Source organism: Rhodococcus sp. AQ5-07, from assembly GCF_009707305.1.
Lineage (GTDB): Bacteria > Actinomycetota > Actinomycetes > Mycobacteriales > Mycobacteriaceae > Rhodococcus_F > Rhodococcus_F erythropolis.
Genome location: NZ_CP046099.1, coordinates 1,736,849 through 1,754,575, shown reverse-complemented (window position 1 = coordinate 1,754,575; position 17,727 = coordinate 1,736,849). Strand labels below are relative to the sequence as shown.

The 17,727-nt window shown below is 63.0% G+C and carries 17 protein-coding genes; 13 read left to right on the top strand and 4 right to left on the bottom strand.

All coding sequences use genetic code 11. The features are described from left to right. Positions 1-87 precede the first annotated feature (87 nt). The gene (locus GJB56_RS08155) at positions 88-765 is read left to right on the top strand and encodes a TIGR00266 family protein (protein ID WP_003944961.1); all 678 of its coding nucleotides are present in this window, start codon (positions 88-90) and stop codon (positions 763-765) included. Positions 766-831: 66 nt separating this feature from the next. On the opposite strand, the gene GJB56_RS08150 is transcribed toward GJB56_RS08155, so the two are convergent. Continuing rightward, positions 832-1,389, bottom strand: a complete 558-nt coding sequence (locus GJB56_RS08150) for an NUDIX hydrolase (protein ID WP_020969670.1) — start codon at positions 1,387-1,389, stop codon at positions 832-834. A 58-nt stretch (positions 1,390-1,447) separates the two neighbouring features. Here GJB56_RS08150 and dop point away from each other — a divergent pair, with 58 nt between their 5' ends. The 4 genes from dop (at position 1,448) to prcA (ending at position 4,928) form a co-directional block, all read left to right on the top strand. Continuing rightward, positions 1,448-2,947, top strand: a complete 1,500-nt coding sequence (dop, locus tag GJB56_RS08145) for a depupylase/deamidase Dop (RefSeq protein WP_019748516.1) — start codon at positions 1,448-1,450, stop codon at positions 2,945-2,947. A 147-nt stretch (positions 2,948-3,094) separates the two neighbouring features. After that, positions 3,095-3,289 carry a ubiquitin-like protein Pup gene (locus GJB56_RS08140; RefSeq protein ID WP_003944925.1) on the top strand — a complete coding sequence of 65 codons (195 nt, stop codon included), beginning with the start codon at positions 3,095-3,097 and terminating at the stop codon, positions 3,287-3,289. Then, entirely contained in the window at positions 3,286-4,164 is an 879-nt protein-coding gene (prcB, locus tag GJB56_RS08135; protein WP_019748515.1) for a proteasome subunit beta, read from the top strand. The genes GJB56_RS08140 and prcB overlap by 4 nt, the downstream gene beginning before the upstream one ends. Then, positions 4,161-4,928 (top strand): proteasome subunit alpha, encoded by a 768-nt coding sequence (gene prcA, locus GJB56_RS08130; protein WP_047888147.1) that lies wholly within the window; start codon positions 4,161-4,163, stop codon positions 4,926-4,928. Before prcB ends, prcA begins: the two co-directional genes overlap by 4 nt. A 37-nt stretch (positions 4,929-4,965) precedes the next feature. Here prcA and GJB56_RS08125 read toward each other — a convergent pair whose 3' ends face one another. After that, positions 4,966-6,384, bottom strand: a complete 1,419-nt coding sequence (locus tag GJB56_RS08125) for a phosphatase PAP2 family protein (RefSeq protein WP_021344323.1) — start codon at positions 6,382-6,384, stop codon at positions 4,966-4,968. Positions 6,385-6,528: 144 nt separating this feature from the next. On the opposite strand from GJB56_RS08125, the gene pafA reads away from it, so the two are divergent. The 7 genes from pafA (at position 6,529) to GJB56_RS08090 (ending at position 15,146) form a co-directional block, all read left to right on the top strand. Continuing rightward, complete coding sequence (gene pafA / locus GJB56_RS08120) at positions 6,529-7,887, top strand: Pup--protein ligase (protein WP_007729869.1); 1,359 nt, start codon at positions 6,529-6,531, stop codon at positions 7,885-7,887. 110 nt (positions 7,888-7,997) lie between these two features. Next, positions 7,998-9,011, top strand: a complete 1,014-nt coding sequence (locus tag GJB56_RS08115; RefSeq protein WP_019748512.1) for a helix-turn-helix transcriptional regulator — start codon at positions 7,998-8,000, stop codon at positions 9,009-9,011. Then, positions 9,011-9,988, top strand: a complete 978-nt coding sequence (locus GJB56_RS08110) for a helix-turn-helix transcriptional regulator (RefSeq protein ID WP_113683654.1) — start codon at positions 9,011-9,013, stop codon at positions 9,986-9,988. The genes GJB56_RS08115 and GJB56_RS08110 overlap by 1 nt, the downstream gene beginning before the upstream one ends. A gap of 134 nt (positions 9,989-10,122) precedes the next feature. Further along, the gene (gene tatA, locus GJB56_RS08105) at positions 10,123-10,398 is read left to right on the top strand and encodes a Sec-independent protein translocase subunit TatA (RefSeq protein ID WP_003944836.1); all 276 of its coding nucleotides are present in this window, start codon (positions 10,123-10,125) and stop codon (positions 10,396-10,398) included. Positions 10,399-10,471: 73 nt separating this feature from the next. After that, the gene (tatC, locus tag GJB56_RS08100) at positions 10,472-11,500 is read left to right on the top strand and encodes a twin-arginine translocase subunit TatC (RefSeq protein ID WP_019748510.1); all 1,029 of its coding nucleotides are present in this window, start codon (positions 10,472-10,474) and stop codon (positions 11,498-11,500) included. 48 nt (positions 11,501-11,548) lie between these two features. Further along, complete coding sequence (locus tag GJB56_RS08095) at positions 11,549-14,260, top strand: DEAD/DEAH box helicase (RefSeq protein ID WP_021344319.1); 2,712 nt, start codon at positions 11,549-11,551, stop codon at positions 14,258-14,260. Positions 14,261-14,312: 52 nt separating this feature from the next. Beyond that, the gene (locus tag GJB56_RS08090; RefSeq protein ID WP_020907805.1) at positions 14,313-15,146 is read left to right on the top strand and encodes a DUF4333 domain-containing protein; all 834 of its coding nucleotides are present in this window, start codon (positions 14,313-14,315) and stop codon (positions 15,144-15,146) included. A 4-nt stretch (positions 15,147-15,150) separates the two neighbouring features. On the opposite strand, the gene GJB56_RS08085 is transcribed toward GJB56_RS08090, so the two are convergent. After that, entirely contained in the window at positions 15,151-16,116 is a 966-nt protein-coding gene (locus GJB56_RS08085; protein WP_069146631.1) for a 5'-3' exonuclease, read from the bottom strand. 37 nt (positions 16,117-16,153) lie between these two features. Here GJB56_RS08085 and GJB56_RS08080 point away from each other — a divergent pair, with 37 nt between their 5' ends. Next, positions 16,154-17,290: a M24 family metallopeptidase gene (locus tag GJB56_RS08080; protein ID WP_020969665.1), complete on the top strand. Its 1,137-nt coding sequence runs from the start codon at positions 16,154-16,156 to the stop codon at positions 17,288-17,290. Here GJB56_RS08080 and GJB56_RS08075 read toward each other — a convergent pair whose 3' ends face one another. Further along, a complete protein-coding gene (locus tag GJB56_RS08075) occupies positions 17,291-17,716 on the bottom strand; it encodes a PPOX class F420-dependent oxidoreductase (RefSeq protein ID WP_019748505.1) in 426 nt (141 codons plus the stop codon). Positions 17,717-17,727 lie beyond the last annotated feature (11 nt).

The window sequence follows — 17,727 nt, the reverse complement described above, 5'->3', positions numbered from 1 at the left end:
TCGGGAGTCGTCGGCCCGATCTGTGCGTCGCTGCCGTTCCCTCCGTTGCGATTGGACCGGTCGGTCGCGCTGGTTTAGAGTCCCGCCGTGCAGATACATCTTCGACACAATCCGTCGTCCACTGTCGCTCGCTGCTACCTCGCGCCCGGCGAACCGCTGCGCGTGGAGAGCGGGGCAATGCTCGCGCATTCCGCCGGCGTAGTTCTCGAAGCGAAGGCGCAGGGCGGCGTCCTGCAGGGACTCAAGCGGTCGATGCTCAGTGGGGAGTCGTTTTTCGTCACGACGTATACCGCTCCGCCGCAAGGTGGTTGGGTCGACGTGACCGGCGTGCTTCCCGGCGATCTGATCCCACTGACCATCACGTCCGATCGCCCGTTCTTCCTCAACCGTGGAACCTGGTTGGCCAACTCCTACGGCGTGACCGTCGAGTCCAAGTGGGGAGGCATGTCCAACCTCTTCGGCGGTGAGGGTGGATTCGGTCTGCGGGCAAGTGGCGACGGTGAAGTAGTGCTGGCCGTCTACGGCGCGATCGACGTCATCGACTTGCAGCCAGGCGAGACGGTCACGATCGATACCGGTCACGTGGTCGCCTACGACCTCGGGATGAACTTCAACATGCGGCGCGCCGTTCAGGGGCGCACCATTCAGTCGATGAAGTCCGGTGAAGGATTTGTCTTCGACTTCACCGGCCCCGGACGCGTTCTCGCGCAGACCCGCAACCCCAGCGCGTTTGCTGCTTGGCTCTCAGCGATCACCCCGGGCTGATCACGGTCGCGGCAGTGTTCAGTCGCAGCGGTGTTCAACTCCAGCGGTGTTCAACTCCAGCGGTGTTCAGCTCCAGCAATAGTCGGCCAGCAGCGCGCGTGAGTCCGGAACGAACGGCCACGACGGGTCCTGCAGGTGGGCGCCGAGTTCTTTCGGCGTCCACCACCAACCTTCGGCGATCTCGCTGGGTTGATGTGCCATCGGCCCGTCGTATCTGAGTTCGAACGCAAACAGGTGACAGCGCAACGGAGAGTTGTTCCACTCGCCGTCCCAGGAGATTCGAGCGATCTCCGTCAGTTGGAGTGGCTGATCTGCTGTTCCGAAGATTCCGAGTTCTTCACCGACTTCACGGATCGCGGTTTCCTGCGGCGTCTCACCTGGATCAACGACACCTCCGGCAAGACAGTCGTGATAGCCCCCGAACACCGCTTTTGTATCGGTTCGGCGATGGACGTAGATGCGGGAGCCGTCCCCGGTGCGAACCAGGACCCCCGCACTCGCGTGCCAGAGCCCACCCGAGTAGACGACGGAACGTGGTGCTCGGCCGATCGGATTACCCGTCCGGTCGTACACGGCGACTACCTCGTCCGCGGGATTCAGGTCTGCGGTGAGAGGTTGGTGCATTCCTCCAACTGTGCCACGCCTGTGGGTGCCGCGCCGCAATCACATAGGCTCTTGTGTCATGCAGCGGATCATCGGTGTCGAGGTCGAATACGGAATATCTTCACCCAGTGAGCCGTCGGCGAATCCGATTCTCACTTCAACCCAGGCGGTGCTTGCCTACGCCGCCGCAGCGGGCGTGCCACGGGCCAAGCGCACACGCTGGGATTACGAGGTCGAATCTCCGCTGCGAGATGCCCGAGGCTTCGATCTGGGGCGAATGAGCGGGCCCGCACCGGTCATCGACGCTGACGAGATCGGCGCCGCGAACATGATTCTCACCAACGGGGCACGGTTGTACGTCGACCACGCCCATCCTGAGTATTCGGCCCCCGAGGTCGCCGACCCGCTCGATGCCGTGATCTGGGACAAGGCCGGCGAACGAGTGATGGAGGCAGCTGCGCGGCACGCCTCCAGCGTGCCGGGTGCCCCACGGTTGCAGTTGTACAAGAACAACGTCGACGGCAAGGGTGCGTCGTACGGCACGCACGAGAACTACCTCTGCTCGCGTGACACCCCGTTCGCCTCGATCGTGACCGGCTTGACGCCGTTCTTCGCGTCCAGGCAGGTGATCTGCGGTTCCGGTCGTGTAGGTCTCGGTCAGTCCGGCGACGAGGCCGGATTCCAGCTTTCGCAGCGATCCGACTACATCGAGGTCGAAGTAGGCCTCGAGACCACGCTCAAGCGCGGAATCATCAACACCCGCGACGAACCGCACGCGGATGCGGACAAGTACCGCCGGCTGCACGTCATCATCGGTGACGCGAACCTCGCGGAGATGTCGACCTACCTCAAGGTGGGAACAACCGCGCTGGTACTCGACCTGATCGAGGCGGGCGTCGACCTCACCGATCTGCAACTGGCACGTCCGGTCACCGCCGTCCACCACATCAGCCACGACCCCACTCTTCGCAAGACCGTTGCGCTGGCCGACGGTCGTGAACTGACGGGGCTTGCGCTGCAACGTATTTACCTCGAACGTGTCTCGAAGTTCCTCGATCGCGAGGCGGATCGTGATCCGCGAGCGGACGATATCGTCGCCAAGTGGGCGATGGTTCTCGATCTCCTCGAGCGCGATCCCATGGAGTGCGCGAACATCCTCGACTGGCCGGCCAAACTGCGCCTGCTCGAAGGTTTCCGCAATCGTGAGGGACTCGCGTGGTCGGCTCCGCGATTGCATCTGGTGGATCTGCAGTACTCCGACGTGCGACTCGACAAGGGCCTCTACAACCGTCTGGTTGCTCGCGGCTCCATGGAGCGGCTTGTCACCGAACAGCAGGTTCTCGACGCGGTCACGAACCCTCCCACCGACACTCGCGCATACTTCCGTGGCGAGTGCTTACGCCGATTCGGGGCCGATATCGCGGCCGCGAGCTGGGATTCGGTCATCTTCGATCTCGGAGGCGAGTCGTTGATCCGCATCCCCACCCTCGAGCCGCTTCGAGGTACCAAAGCGCACGTCGGAGCGTTGCTCGACTCCGTTGACAGCGCCGCGGAACTGGTTGATCAGCTCACTCACTGAAACAGCCGATGCGGCTCGCCGTCGCGTCTCTCCACACCTGACGGTGCCGCTCGGTAGGGTGAAGGTCCGAGCGGGATCAGTTACCGACTCTGCTGGGCCGAACAGGATGCTCGCGAGAGCTCCCTTCACACAAGGAGGTCGACGGCGATGGCTCAAGAACAGACGCAGCGTGCCGGTGGCGGCGAAGACGACGAAACCACTGGTGGCGACGGCAGTGCCGGCCAGGAACGTCGTGAGAAGCTCGCTGCAGAAACCGACGACCTGCTCGACGAGATCGACGACGTGTTGGAAGAGAACGCCGAGGACTTCGTCCGTGCCTATGTCCAGAAGGGCGGCCAGTGACGGTGGATCGCGCGCCCCGGATCACCGACGGGGACACACGGTTGAGCTTCGGCTCGAATCTGTCGTCATTCTCGGAATACCTTCGGGTGCATGCACCGGAGCATCTTCCGCAGAACCGCTTCGCCGACACAGGAGGTGTTGTCATGGGCGGGGGAGACGTAGCTCCGCACGGCACCACCATCGTCGCGATCAGCTATGCGGGTGGAGTTCTGCTCGCGGGTGATCGCCGAGCGACGATGGGCAACCTCATCGCCAGCCGTGACGTGCAGAAGGTGTACGTCACGGACGACTACTCGGCTGCGGGTATCGCCGGTACGGCCGGGATCGCAATCGAACTGGTCCGGCTCTTCGCGGTCGAGCTCGAACATTACGAGAAGATCGAAGGCGTCCCACTCACGTTCGACGGCAAGGCCAATCGACTTTCGTCGATGGTTCGAGGAAATCTCGGAGCAGCGATGCAAGGCTTGGCGGTCGTGCCACTGCTCGTGGGTTACGACCTGGACGCGGTCGATCCGTCGAGGGCAGGTCGCATCGTCTCCTACGACGTCGTCGGTGGGCGATACGAGGAGCGCGCGGGCTATCACGCAGTCGGATCCGGTTCCCTGTTCGCGAAATCGGCGCTCAAGAAGCTGTATTCCCCGGGAATCGACGAGGACACCGCGCTTCGGTTCGCAGTCGAGGCGCTGTACGACGCGGCAGATGACGATTCGGCTACCGGTGGTCCTGATCTGACACGCGGGATCTATCCGACAGCGGTCACCATCACCTCGGCCGGTGCCGTGGAGTTGTCGACGGCCAAGGCTGCCGAGATCGCAAGGGAGATCGTCGCGGCTCGTACTGCGACAGCGAGTCCGGAAGGGGAGTCTGCGCTATGACGATGCCGTACTACGCATCAGCCGAACAGATCATGCGCGATCGTTCGGAATTGGCGCGCAAGGGAATTGCCCGCGGACGCAGCGTCGTCGTTCTCACCTACCGTGACGGAGTGCTCTTTGTCGCCGAGAACCCGTCGAGGGCGCTGCACAAGGTCAGTGAACTGTACGACCGTCTCGGATTTGCGGCAGTGGGCAAGTACAACGAGTTCGAGAATCTGCGCCGCGCGGGCATCGTCCACGCCGACATGCGTGGGTACTCGTACGACCGTCGGGACGTCACGGGGCGTTCCCTCGCCAATGCGTACGCACAGACCTTGGGAACGATCTTCACCGAGCAGCCCAAGCCGTACGAGGTCGAGATCTGCGTTGCCGAGATCGGCCGTTTCGGGAGTAGTACGCCGGCTCAGCTCTACCGGATCACGTACGACGGTTCCATCGCGGACGAGCAGGAATTCGTGGTCATGGGCGGTACAACCGAACCGATCGTGACGGCGATGCGCGAGTTCTACCAGCGAGACCTCGACCTCGAATCCGCGGTGCGGCTCGCGGTCGGGGCGCTTCAAAAGGGCGGTCCGGCGCCGGCCGGAACCACTGAGGCGGAACCGCGAACACTCGATGTGAGTGCACTCGAGGTTGCCGTTCTCGACAGCAACCGTCCACGCCGTGCGTTCAAAAGAATCGCTGGTTCGGCATTGGAAGAGATGCTTCCAACTCCGGCAGCAACTGAGGACGCGCCGCCGGCAAACGGCGACGCACCCTCGTAGTTGCTGCGTCGGTCTGGGAGTTACTGCAGGTCTGGAGTTACTGAGTGATTCTGTAGACGGCCACCGCGCCCGGTTCGGTGTCGAAATCGAACCGGCGCGCGTCTGCCACCACTTCACCGTCGGTGGCGATGGCGACCGGTGAATCGGCCACTCGAACCGACATCGAGGACACGAGTTCGCGAACGTAGACCCGCGAGCTGCCCAATGTTCCTGTGGCAGCAGCAAACAGCAGGCGTGAACGCGAGAACTTCTTGTCCGCGCGCAAGTAGCGGACGTCCAGCAGTCCACGGTTCATCTCCGGACGCGACATAGGCACCTGATCAGCGGGGGAGTATCGCCCGTTTCCGACGAAAAGCATCCAGATGGTGGTCCGCTTCCCGTCGATGGTGACAGTCATCGGCTCTGCCGCTGCGAGAACCCGGATCATTGCAGCACCAGCGGCCGGCCACTTACCGAAACGCGGTTCCCACTTTTCCCTCAGACGCACAGCGTCCGGGTATCCGCCCAGGCTGGCTGTGTTGAGAAACCGTGCAGTCACTCCGGAATCCGTGCGCACCACCGCGTGGTCGACAAATGCCGCCTGACCGGACTCGACTGCCTGTGCGGTCTCCTCGACATTCACCGCCCCGACGTCGCGGGCGAAATGGTTCAACGTTCCGCCGGGAAAGACCGCAAGTGGTAGCTCGTGCTTTGTCGCCGCGGTCGCGACCGTGACCACTGTTCCGTCGCCGCCGCATACTCCTAACGCTTTCGGCGAGAGTTCGGGGATCTTGGCATCGATCTGCATGTCGAAGTCGATGTCCGCGTCGAACTCGTAGACGATGGCCTCCGGTAGCAGTTCTCGAATCGATTCCACGATCCCGTCGTCCTCGGAGCCTGAACCAGGATTGGTGAAGACCAACAAGCCTTCTCCGCGCGCGAGCGCGGGAACCACGCACTCGGGTCCGAGTTCGGCGGGTTCTTCGTCCCGCACCGCCCACCAACGACGCGTGCCGGCAGCGATTGCGCCGCCTACCGCGAGGCCTGCGAAGACGTCGGACGGCCAGTGCACTCCGTTGTGAACGCGTGAGTACGCCACTGCTGCGGCCAGTGGCGCGAGTGCGGCGCCCGCCGCCGGGGACTCCATGGCCACTGCCGCGGTGAATGCCGCGGCAGAAGACGAATGCCCGGAGGGGAACGAGGACGACGTCGGAATGTCGACGCCTCGCTTCGGGCTCAGCCAGACACGCGCCGGTGGGCGCCGCCGAGGGAAGAGGGGCTTGAGTATGCCGTTGGCCAGCGCGCTCGAACCTGCCAGCGCGAGCATCCCACGTGCCGCTGCCCTCCTGGGGCGGCCACCGATCATCGCGAGCAAGGCTGCGACAACCATCCACAAAACGCCGTGATCGGCAGCTCTGGAGAGAAACCGCATGGTCGGGTCGAGCACGGAAGGGCGCAGTGCTCCAGTGCTTTCCATGACTTTGACGTCGCTTCGGACAACTTTTCGGCGAATAAGGCTCACACCGTCACACTATGCCGCCGCCCGACGTTGTCGAGTCGTGACTTACGACGCGATCGAAGTACACGGGTGAACCTCGCATTCTGGTTGTAGTGTCGAAGTGTGCAGAGACGAATCATGGGTATCGAGACGGAATTCGGCGTTACCTGCACCTTTCACGGGCACAGGCGACTGAGCCCCGACGAGGTTGCTCGTTACCTCTTCCGTCGTGTCGTGTCGTGGGGTCGCAGCTCCAATGTCTTCCTCCGTAACGGAGCCCGCTTGTACCTGGATGTGGGTTCGCACCCGGAGTACGCGACCGCAGAATGCGACAGCCTCATCCAGTTGGTCAATCACGACCGTGCCGGTGAGCGAGTGCTCGAAGAACTGCTGATCGACGCCGAGGCGAGACTCGCCGAGGAGGGGATCGGTGGCGACATCTACCTCTTCAAGAACAACACCGACTCGGCCGGAAACTCGTACGGATGCCACGAGAACTTTCTCGTCGCGCGCGCCGGTGAGTTTTCCCGCATTTCGGATGTCTTGTTGCCGTTCCTCGTCACGCGCCAGTTGATCTGCGGCGCCGGCAAGGTGCTGCAGACGCCGAAGGCCGCGACGTTCTGCCTCTCGCAGCGCGCGGAACACATCTGGGAAGGTGTCTCGTCGGCGACCACTCGCTCGCGCCCGATCATCAACACCCGCGACGAACCGCATGCCGACGCCGAGAAGTACCGCCGACTGCACGTGATCGTCGGCGATTCGAACATGGCCGAAACAACGACGATGCTCAAGGTCGGTTCTGCAGCACTCGTGCTCGAGATGATCGAAGCCGGGGTTTCGTTCCGCGATTTCGCTTTGGACAACCCGATTCGTGCCATCCGCGAGGTGAGTCACGACGTGACGGGTAAAAAGCCTGTCCGTCTAGCTGGTGGTCGTCAGGCCAGTGCCCTCGACATTCAACGCGAATACCACGCCAAGGCAGTCGAACACCTGCGTAACCGCGAACCGGACCCGCAGGTCGAGCAGGTAGTCGACCTGTGGGGTCGCACCCTCGATGCCGTCGAAGCTCAGGATTTCGCGAAGGTCGACACGGAAATCGACTGGGTCATCAAGCGCAAGCTGTTCCAGCGTTATCAGGACCGTCACGGTTTCGACCTGTCCGATCCCAAGATCGCGCAGCTCGACTTGGCGTACCACGACATCAAACGCGGCCGGGGTGTCTTCGACGTGCTGCAGCGAAAGGGCTTGGTCAAGCGGGTCACCGAGGACGAGACGATCGACGATGCCGTCGAGAATCCGCCGCAGACCACGCGCGCCAAATTGCGAGGCGACTTCATCACTGCAGCCCAGGCCGCAGGCAGGGACTTCACGGTCGACTGGGTTCACCTCAAGCTCAACGACCAGGCGCAGAGAACGGTGCTGTGCAAGGATCCGTTCCGTTCCGTCGACGAGCGTGTCGAGCGTTTGATCGCTTCGATGTAGGTCACTCATTTTCACGATTTACAACACGGCAGGTCTGTTTTGCGGCGACGCGCCGGGCACGAAAGTGTCCGGCGCGCGTTCGGTTATCGGATAGCCACTAGGATTTCGGCGTGGCGACATCAAAAATCGAGCGGTTGATGAACCTGGTGATCGCATTGCTGTCCACCAGACAGTTCCTCACGGCGGAGAAAATCCGCGACAGTGTGGCCGGGTACAACGATTCCGCGAACTACGAAGCGTTCAGTCGCATGTTCGAACGCGACAAGAACGAACTTCGTGACCTGGGTGTCCCGTTGGAAACCGGTCTGGCAGGACGGTTCTCGACGGTCGAGGGTTATCGGATCAATCGCAATGCCTATGAGCTTCCGGACGTTGACCTCACCAGCGAGGAATCTGCTGCGGTTGCTGTCGCCGTGCAGTTGTGGGAGTCGCCGGAACTGATTTCGGCAGCCCAGAGTGCACTACTCAAACTCCGAGCGGCCGGCGTCCAGGTCGACTCAGAAGTCAGTGCCGCGCCGGTCACGGCGATTCCCGCGCGCACCCGCGGTTCGGAGCCCGCGCTCGGCAAGCTGCTTGCAGCCGTCGACGCCGGACGAGCAGTTCATTTTCAGCACCGCGGCGCGTTGAACGAACCGTTCACCGAGCGCACCGTCGAGCCGTGGGGCGTCGTCACGCACAACGGCAAGTGGTATCTGGTCGGGCACGACGTCGACCGTGATGCGGTGAGGACCTTCCGGCTCTCCCGGATCGGTGACGACGTCAGGGAGTTCGGCCCGGCCGGTTCGGTTCACAAACCCGAAGGTGTTGATCTTCGCGAGGTCGTCGACCGCGTGACCGGATCGGGAGTCGTCACCGGAACCGCCACGGTCTGGGTCGCAGACGGCCGCGCACATGAGCTTCGGCGGCTTGCGACGTCGTCGTCCGATCGGCGGCTGACCGATCGTGATGGCAGCGTGCTGGCCATTCCCGTCCGATCCTGGGAATGGACCGCTCGGTTGATCGCCGGTCACGGTTTGGATGCACTGGTGTTGGACCCACCGGATTTGCGTGCGGAGGTCGTCGCGAAGCTTCGCGCCGCCGCGGCGAGCCCGGCCACCAGCAATGACGGACAGGGGGACAACTGATGAGCAATCGACTGTCATCGCGGTTGGCACGGCTGCTCAACCTCGTGCCGTACTTCATGGCGAATCCGGGCATCAGTCCCGCCGAGGCCGCCGAGGAACTCGGCGTCAGCACGACTCAACTGATGACCGATCTGAATCAGCTGTGGGTGTGCGGACTGCCCGGGTACGGTCCCGGCGATCTCATCGACCTGTCCTTCTCCGAGGAAAGTATCGAGGTCACGTTCTCGGCCGGGATCGATCGCCCGCTGCGCCTCACCTCTACCGAAGCGACGGCATTGCTGATCGCCCTTCGGTCGTTGGTGGAAATGCCGGGCATGGTCGATCCGTCGTCGGCCCAGCGCGCTATCGCGAAGATCGAGGACGCAGCAGGCTCGGCCGCGGCACGAGCTATCGGTCAGGACCGGGATACATCGCCGGCGCCGGACATCGCCGAAGACCCGATCGCCGCGACGGTCAGAGCCGCGCTCGCAGACAAGACCGCCCTGCGATTGACGTATTATTCGGCCTCGCGTGACGCGGTCTCCGAGCGCATCGTCGATCCCGTTCGTATCGTGTTGGTCGACAACTACAGCTACCTCCAGGCCTGGTGCCGTCAGGCCGAGGGTGTGCGGTTGTTCCGATTCGATCGGATCGATGCCGCCGTCCAACTCGACGAGCCCGCCGACCCGCCGCCGCAGGCCCTCGAGGAAGATTCGAATCTCGAGTTGTTCAGCGGCGACGGTTCCCTTCCGGAAGCACGGTTGTTCATCACCAAAGAGTGGGTGTGGATGCTCGACTACTACCCGATGGACGTCGAGCACGTGAACGACGACGGGTCGGTCGAGGCGACGATGAGTTTCGGAACACTCGAATGGATGGCAAGGCTGGTGTTGGGATTCGGTGAGGGAGTTCGGGTCCTTCATCCGCCGGAACTGGTCTCCGAAGTCCATGATCGGGCCGTTGCGGCACTCGACGCCTACGACGTAATCGGTTCGTAAAAGTTGGGGAAACTCCGCGTTCAGTGGGTTCGCAGGAAACAAACAGGTAAAAGGTAGCTGAAGTAAGTGCTTTGACACCTCCGAGCGCCGGTTGTGTCCGGTAGCATCGAGGAATCTGATCATGGGAGGTCGTTATGGGTGCAATGCAGCCGATGCATTGGCTGATTGTCGCTGTTGTCGTCGTAATTCTGTTCGGGTCGAAGAAGCTTCCCGATGCAGCACGCGGTCTGGGTCGTTCACTCCGCATCTTCAAGAGCGAAGTCAAGGAAATGCAGAACGACGATGCGGCGCCCGCAAGCGCGCCGGTCGCACAGCCTGCTCCGGCACAGTTGCCGACGGCCAACACCGCGGTGGTCGCAAACGGTGCAGCAGCACCTGTTGCGCAGCCGACCGAAGTCAAGCCGCTCTAGTACACACTGCGTTCTAGCCGGGGTGAAATATTCGTTCACCCCGGTTGTCTGCTGACCAAGACCAGGATGCACAGTGCGTATTCCGTTAGATCCGCGTAACCGCAAGCGGAAGGTCAACCCAGACGGCACCATGTCGTTGGTCGACCACCTGTACGAATTGCGGACTCGTTTGTTGTTCGCATTCCTCGGCGTGATCATCACCACGGCGTTCGGCTTCTTCTGGTACTCACACTCGATACTCGGTCTCGAGAGTCTGGGCGATCTGCTTCGTGGACCGTATTGCGAGCTTCCGTCCGAGAGTCGCGCCAACCTCAGCACCGACGACGCGTGCCGATTGCTGGCGACCGGGCCGTTCGAGCAGTTCATGCTGCGATTCAAAGTGGCGCTCACCGCCGGCATCGTTCTTGCCTGCCCAGTGTGGCTTTACCAATTGTGGGCATTCATCACCCCGGGGCTCTACGCCAAAGAACGTCGATACGCGGTCGGATTCGTCACCGCTGGTGCCGCACTCTTCATTCTCGGCGCGATCCTGGCGTACCTCGTCGTTGCGAAGGCTTTGCACTTCCTCCTGACCATCGGTGACAACGTCCAGATCACCGCGCTCAGTGGTTCGGAGTACTTCGGCTTCATCATCAACCTGCTGCTCATCTTCGGTGTCAGCTTCGAAATTCCACTGCTCGTCGTCGTGCTGAACTTTGCCGGCATTCTGACGTACGAGCGTTTGAAGGCCTGGCGTCGAGGATTGATCTTCGGGCTTTTCGTATTTGCTGCAGTCGCCACGCCGGGTTCGGATCCGTTCTCGATGCTGGCGCTCGCGCTGGCCCTGACGCTTCTCTTCGAGGTCGCTGTTCAGATCGCTCGCCTCAACGACAAACGTAAGGCCAAGCGAGCCGGTGAAGACTGGGGCGCACTGTCCGACGAGGAAGCGTCCTCCATCTCGTCTCCGTCCGATCTGAACGAGGCTTTCGACAATCCGACCAAACCCAAGGCCGAATCGAGTGGTTTGTTCGGACGTAAGTCCAAGTCCAAGGCTCCGGTTGCGGAGAAATCCGACACCGGCGGCGACAACGCGCCCGGTCAGGATTTCACTGACACCCTCTGAGCGCCGTGCCACCACGTCGGCGGCGTGTGAAACCCTGACGAGGTGGTTATGAACAAGAGTGAACTGAGCACGTTTGCGTCCAGCCTGAAGTTCGAACTCGATCCATTCCAGGTGAAGGCATGCGTTGCGCTCGAAGCGGGCCACGGAGTCCTTGTCTGCGCGCCGACCGGCGCAGGCAAGACCGTGGTCGGCGAGTTCGCTGTCCACCTGGCTCTCGCGGCGGGCCGCAAGTGTTTCTACACGACGCCGATCAAGGCGTTGAGTAATCAGAAGTACGCAGAACTCGTCGAGCGGTACGGCCCGAGCGAGGTCGGCCTGCTGACGGGTGATTCGAGTATCAACTCCGACGCACCGGTGGTCGTCATGACCACTGAAGTCCTGCGGAACATGCTCTACGCAAATTCCGAGGCACTGCGCGGGCTTTCGCACGTAGTCATGGACGAAGTGCACTACCTGGCGGACCGGTTCCGTGGTGCGGTGTGGGAGGAAGTGATCCTGCACCTGTCCGAGGATGTTCGGCTGGTGAGTTTGTCGGCGACCGTGAGCAATGCCGAAGAATTCGGCTCCTGGATGGAAACCGTCCGCGGCGACACCACCGTGGTCGTCGACGAGACGCGGCCGATCCCGCTGTGGCAGCACATCATGGTCGGTCGACGGATCTTCGATCTCTTCGACAGCCGCAGTCATCCTGCGGCTGGGCCGAAGACCGTGCTCGTCGATCAGGATCTGGTTCGCCACGTCAAGCAGCGTCAGGCTCTCGAACGCGTCGAGAGCTGGCAGCCGCGTGGCCGCGGGCGTCGTGGCAGCTACCAGAGTTCCAACGATTTCCGACCCTTGCCACGACCTGACGTCATCGCGCAGCTGGACCAGTCCGGACTGCTCCCGGCCATCACCTTCATCTTCAGCCGCGCCGGTTGTGATGCGGCTCTTGCACAGTGCCTGCGGTCCCGACTGGATCTGACTTCTCCGGAGCAGGTTCGCGAGATCGACACCATCATCGAGAAACACACCGGGGAACTACCCGAGGAGGATCTCGAAGTTCTCGGATATCGGGACTGGTGCAAGGCACTGCGACGCGGACTGGCCTCTCACCATGCCGGCATGTTGCCGGCATTTCGCCAGACAGTCGAGGAACTGTTCGTCAAAGGTCTCGTGCGGGCGGTCTTCGCGACCGAGACGCTGGCCCTCGGCATCAACATGCCGGCACGCACGGTGGTCCTCGAACGTCTGGTCAAGTACAACGGTGAATCGCATGCCGAACTGACACCGGGGGAGTACACGCAGCTGACCGGTCGGGCAGGCCGACGCGGCATCGACGTCGAAGGGCACGCTGTGGTCCTGTGGCAGCCAGGGGTCGAGCCCACGGATGTCGCCGGCTTGGCGTCGACCCGGACTTTCCCGCTCCGCAGTTCGTTCCGCCCCTCGTACAACATGTCGATCAACCTCGTCGAACGCATGGGCGCGGCCGATTCACGGAAGCTGCTCGAGCGTTCCTTCGCACAGTTCCAAGCGGATCGCTCGGTGGTCGGCCTGGTGCGTGGCATCGAGCGAAACGAAGAAGCACTGAAGGGTTTGCAGGAGAAACTCGGCGGTGCGGACGGCGAATACTTCGAATACGCGTCGTTGCGTGAGCGGCTCAGTGCGCGCGAGCGCGCGCTCGAACGTAAGGGCCGCGAAGACCGACGCGGAGATGCGGTGGAGTCCCTCCGTGCACTCGCCCGCGGTGATGTGATCGCAATTCCCATCGGTCGTCATTCCGGGGTGGCAGTGGTCCTCGTCCCGGACAACGATCCGAAGGACCCGCGTCCGCTGGTTCTGACTGCCGATCAGTGGGCCGGCCGACTCTCCTCGGGTGATTTCCCGGAAGCAGCCGACGTTCTGGGAAAGATGCGCCTGCCCAAGCATGTCGATCACCACACCGCAAGGATCCGGCGCGATCTGGCCTCGGCGTTGCGTAGTACCGGGATCAGTGCCCCCCGGCGGAAGAAGCGCCACAAGGCGGGCGCGTCCGAAGACGCCGAGGTCGCTACTTTGCGACGCGCTATTCGCTCGCATCCGTGCCACAGCTGGCCCGATCGTGAACATCTGAGCCGGATCGGTGAGCGCTACAACCGGCTGGCCCGGGAAACGCAGTCGATGAGGGAAAAGGCAGCGGCCACGACCAACTCGTTGGCGCGGACGTTCGACCGCATCATTGCGCTACTCAAAGAGCGTGAATACATGACTGCCGAAGCAGCGCCCGAAGTCACCGAATCCGGACGACGACTCAGCCGCATCTACTCGGAAAGCGACCTTCTGGTCGCCGAGTGCCTGCGGACCGGGGCGTGGACAGGTCTCAGCCCGGCCGAGTTGGCGGCCGTCGTCTCCTCGGTGGTCTACGAATCACGTCGGGACGGCGACACCGTTGATCGGGTGCCGACAGCGGCGCTTCGTCACGCCCTCAACGACACTCAACGATTGTGGAGCGAACTGCGGTCGGACGAGATTCGCCACAAGCTGCCGCCGACGCGGGAACCGGATCTCGGATTCGTCACCGCCGTTTATCACTGGGCGAGTGAGAACTCGCTTGTCGACGCACTGATCGCGGCCGGAGTGCAAGGCCGTGCGCTGTCTGCGGGTGACTTTGTACGTTGGTGTCGTCAGGTGATCGATCTCCTCGATCAGGTCCGCCTGACATCGACGGATGCCGACGTCGCGAAGACTGCGGCGCGGGCGGTAGCTGCAATTCGTCGCGGGGTAGTTGCTGTCGACGCAGCATGACCGCAACTATGTGGTTTGATTCGCAGACTGGTATTTCGAGTGGGAGGCGAACATGAGCGGGCCTTACGGACCGAACGATCCGAATCGGCAATGGGGTCCTGGTGATCAGCAGCAGCCGAACGAGCAGCAGTGGGGGCAGAATCCTCAGCAGCCGGGCGGTCAGCAGCAGCCTGGTCAGCAGCCTGGTCAGCAGCAGCCGTGGGGTCAGCCTGGTCAAACACCGCAGCCCGGTCAACAACCCGGCCAGCAACAGCCGTGGGGACAACCTGCCTACGGCCAGCCCGGGCAGCCTGGTGGTCAGCCTGCGTACGGTCAGCCGCAGCAACCTGGACAAGGACAACCCGGCCAGCAACAGCCGTGGGGACAACCCCAGCAGCAGCCTCCCGCTCAGCCGTGGGGTCAGCCCGGGCAACAGCAGGCACCTGACGCGACCCAGGCCTGGGGTCAGCCGCCTGCTGCCGCACCTCAGCAGGCATGGGGCGCCGCGGCTCCCGGCCAAGCGCCGGGACAGCAGAATCAGTGGAACCAGGCTCAGCCGTTCCCGAGTCCCGGTGCGCCCGGAAACCAGTCGGGTAAGTCGAAGAAGCCCTTGATCTTCGGTGCGATCGGTGTTCTCGTCGTACTTGCTGCTGTCGTGGTGGCCCTGGTGTTCGGTGTCTTCGGCAAGAACACACTCGATCAGAGCGCGGCTCAGGCCGGCGTCGAGAAGATCGTCACCGAGTCCTACGGGGCAAAGAACGTGAGCAACGTTCAGTGCCCCGCGGACCAGGAAGTCAAGTCAGGCAACAAGTTCACCTGCACGCTTTCGATCGCGGGTGTGAAGTCGAACGTGACTGTGACTTTTGTCGACGACAACGGCACGTACGAGGTCAGCCGCCCGAGCTGACGCTCTACTGGTCGGAACGGCCTGCCGCCGCAGCCGCGAGCGCGGCGGCAAGCCGTCCGGCCGAGCGCTCGATGTTCAGCGAGGCCGCTACTTCCTCGAAGCGTGCGGGATCGGCGGGGGTCGCCGGGAGTTGGTCGTCCTTCGAGAACTGAACGTCCGCGTCGCGAACCACTCGTACTACCGGCAACGCAGCATCAAGGTAAGCGATGGCCTCTGGTGAGGTGAGTTTTGCGCGAATTCCCTTGGCCATGTCGGATTCCGGATCAGCTGCGGCCGCGCGAAGTCCGGCCAACGAGCCGTAGCGCAGCATCAGCGTCGACGCAGTCTTCTCACCGACACCCTTGATGCCGGGTAGACCGTCGGAGGCGTCTCCGCGCAGTACCGCGAGTTCGGCGTATGCCTCGCCCGCACGATCACCGGGTACTCCGTACTTCTCGGCAACCTCGACCGGTCCGAAGAGTTCTGCCTTGGACAAGCCACGGCCCACGTAGAGGACACGAACGGGCACGTACTCGTCGGTGACGACCTGCAGAAGGTCTCGGTCACCACTGACGACGACGGTGAGATCTTCGCGCTCGGTGGCGGCAAGCGTTCCCAGCACGTCGTCGGCTTCGAGTCCGACGGCACCCGCCGTCGCGATTCCTGCTGCTGCGAGCACGTCCATGATCATGTCGACCTGAGGCGTCAACGTGTCCGGAACTTCTTCGGACGAACCGTCAGAGCCTTCTTCGACGCGATGCGCTTTGTACGTCGGGACTGCATCGACGCGGAACTGCGGTCGCCAATCCAAGTCCAGGCACACCGCGAGACGACTCGGCTGGTGTTTGGTGATCAGGGAAGCCACCATGTCAGTGAAACCGCGCACGGCGTTGACAGGTCTTCCGTCGGGGTCGACGAATGACTCGGGCAGCGCGTAGAACGCACGAAACCACAGGCTGGCACCGTCGAGGAGAAGCAATGGCCCACTCATGGTCACCATCCTGCCAGTCGGCACTAACCTGTAAGCCATGACGTCTCCAGCCGAACAGGATTCCCGATTCTCCAGCGCCGTCTACGGCGCACGTATCGCTCGCGCCGCGGAGTTGGCTCGATCAGCAGGACTCGACGGTCTGGTGGTGACTCCAGGCCCGGATCTGCGGTACCTGACGGGTTCTCGGGCCGACTCGTTCGAGCGCTTGACCGCGTTGGTCATCGCTGCGGACACGGCGAAGGCGTCTGTCGTGCTTCCTCGCTTGGAGTTGGCGTCGTTGAAGGAATCGGCGGTGGGCGATCTCGGGCTGACCGTCCTCGACTGGGTCGACGGTGTCGACCCGTATGCGATTGTGGCGGCGCAACTCCCGACCGGCGCCAAGGTTGCGGTGACGGATGCGATGCCTGCATTGCACCTGATCCCGCTCGCAGACACCTTGGGCGCGTTGCCGATCCTCGCTACCGGCGTATTGCGTGAATTGCGGATGGTCAAGGACGACGCCGAGATCGAGGCGTTGCGACGGGCCGGTGCGGCGATCGACCGTGTTCACGCCCGCATGGCCGAGTTCTTGATCGTCGGCCGTACGGAAGCCGAAGTGGGCGAGGCAATTTCGGAGGCGATTCTCGAAGAGGGGCACACCGAGGCCGCGTTTGTGATCGTCGGATCAGGCCCGCACGGCGCCGATCCGCATCACGAGGTTTCGGACCGGGTGATCGAGAGCGGCGATATCGTGGTGATCGACATCGGCGGACCGGTCGAGCCCGGCTACAACTCGGATTCCACCCGCACGTACAGCATGGGGCAGCCGTCCGCCGAGGTATCAGCGCAGTTCGCGGTACTCGAAGCGGCACAGCAGGCTGCCGTCGATTCGGTGCGGCCAGGAGTATCCGCAGAATCCGTCGACGTTGCCGCCCGCGAAGTGCTTGCCGCACAAGGTCTTGCGGAGGTCTTCGTTCACCGCACCGGTCACGGTATCGGGCTGTCCGTGCACGAGGAGCCGTACATCGTCGAGGGCAACACCATCGAACTCGTCGAAGGTATGGCCTTCAGCATCGAACCGGGAATCTACTTCCGCGGCAGTTGGGGTGCCCGTATCGAGGACATCGTCGTCGTGACCGCGGACGGTTGCGAGTCGTTCAACAACCGTCCGCACGGCCTGACTGTCCTCGGCTGATCAGCTTTCCTTGAACGCCGCGGACCCGAGGATGCGGGTGACGTCGATTTCGATGACCACGCGCGCTGGGTTGACCCGTGGCTGGCGGTACCGCTCGGCATAGCGCCGAACGGCGTCGGCCACGGAGTCCTCGTCGGCGAGCACGCGTGCCGGCCCTTCGAGCGTGAGCCAGCGACCACCGTCGACCGAACTGACTGCGGCGTATCCGCCACGCGCTGCGTTTATCGCCTTCTGTGAACCACCGCTGGTGATCACGCGCGCCTTTCCGGCTTCCTGGTCCCAGGTGAACCCGACGGCCACGACGTGTGGGGTGCCGTTCGGACGCAACGTCGTGAGTGTCGCGAGGTGGTATTCACCGACGAACTTCAGCCCGTCTTCGGTGAGAGTCTGCTGTGCCGATGGCGTGGTGGAGGGGGTGAGCGTCATGCCACGACGGT